The 1543-nt window shown below is 65.9% G+C and carries 2 protein-coding genes; one reads left to right on the forward strand and one right to left on the reverse strand.

From position 1 onward, the window contains the following. The first annotated feature begins 89 nt into the window (after positions 1 to 89). Positions 90 to 488 (forward strand): hypothetical protein, encoded by a 399-nt coding sequence (locus P1P75_RS41490; RefSeq protein WP_319265211.1) that lies wholly within the window; start codon positions 90 to 92, stop codon positions 486 to 488. On the opposite strand, the gene P1P75_RS41495 is transcribed toward P1P75_RS41490, so the two are convergent. Next, positions 483 to 1325 (reverse strand): IS5 family transposase, encoded by an 843-nt coding sequence (locus P1P75_RS41495; protein WP_319265213.1) that lies wholly within the window; start codon positions 1323 to 1325, stop codon positions 483 to 485. The two genes, P1P75_RS41490 and P1P75_RS41495, sit on opposite strands and share 6 nt — an antisense overlap. Positions 1326 to 1543 lie beyond the last annotated feature (218 nt).

Raw genomic sequence — 1543 nt, forward strand, 5'->3', positions numbered from 1 at the left:
AAAGAGCGTTTTGTCCTGGCCAGGGCGTTTGATAACTGGCGCGATGTTGCCGCTTTGGTCGGCCCGTGCCGGCGTGTGAGGATCCGCCCGTGGAGTGTGATGTGTGCGGGCGGTCGATGTGGCGGTGGCCGGTGCCGCCGACGGTCTGGGAAGAGGAGATCTGGTCCTGTTCCTGGTGCCATGCGGCCACCCATGTGGGCGGCGAGTGGTTCGAGATGTCGCGACCGCCGTATCTGCCCCTGGGGATGCGCTGGGAGAAGGCCGTCGCGGATGGTCTTGCCTCTGGTGTCTGCCACGCGTTCGGCATTTTCGACATGACGCTGTGCGGCATTCAGGAAGCCGGCATGTCACCGTCCGACTACTTGTGGCTGCCGGAACGGGAAGATGCGTGCGGCGCCTGTCGGGAAGCGGCGAGTCTCATCGATAGCCGCTGGCCGCGGTCGATGAGGAGTGAGGATGCGCGGGTCAGCGTGGCCCGGCGGCTATGAGTCCTTCCAGTTCGGAGTCGACTCTCGGGTGAGCCTGCGGCTCATCAGGTCGATCATCGCGAGTTGGACCATCGCTTCGGAGCGATGGGGGTGGGTTTCGTAGTCGCGGGCGAGGCGACGGTGGTGCATGAGCCATCCGAAGGTCCGCTCGACGACCCAACGTCGCGGAATCACCTTGAAGCCCTTGTGAGCGGGGTCGCGGCGGGTGATTTCGACGTCGATGCCGAGGCGGGCGCCGTGGTCGATGACCTTGGTGCGGTAGCCCGTGTCGGCCCATGCCTTCGTGACACGCGGATGGTCTGCGGCGATGCTCGAGAGAACCTGAATGCCGCCGGCGTTGTCGGAGACGTTGGCGGCTGTGACCAGCACGGCCAGGAGGAGGCCGAGCGTGTCAACGCCGATGTGCCGTTTGCGGCCCGCGATCTTCTTGCCCGCGTCGATGCCCTGGCCGGCCGCGGGCACATTGGCCGAGGTCTTGATGCTCTGGGCGTCCAGGACGCAGGCGCTCGGCTCGGCGTCGCGGCCTTCGGCCTCTCGGACCAGTCGCCGCAGGAGACCGTTGAGTTGGTCGAAGACCTCGTCCTTCTGCCAGGCGGCGAAGTACCCGTAAACCGTCTCCCATGGGGCGAAGTCGTGCGGTAGGTACCGCCAGGGGATCCCGGTCCGGTCGACGTAGAGGATGGCGTCCATGATCCGGCGCAGATCGTGCTCGGGCGGTCGGCCGATGTCCAGGCCCTTCCCTCTTCGATTGGCCCGCCATGCTGTCAGAGTTGGTTCCAGCAGTGCCCAACGGGCATCGGACAGGTCACTCGGGTACGGCCGCTGTCGGCGAGGCATGTTTCCGTAGTACCGATGTCAGCCGTCCCGCCACAGGGCGCAAACAGGCGTGACCGGGGGCGTGTTGGGATCAGACAGGAGCGAAGGGACCGAAACGGACCCTCGAAGGCCGTCACCCGTCCCATCTGCCACAACAAGCGTCTACCGCCTCAGCCGGCCCGAAGCGGTCCGCCACCTGAACTGCAATGAAGCACCCCCGTCGGGACAAAACGCTCTTT

Source organism: Streptomyces sp. ID05-39B (assembly GCF_033794725.1).
Lineage (GTDB): Bacteria > Actinomycetota > Actinomycetes > Streptomycetales > Streptomycetaceae > Streptomyces > Streptomyces bobili.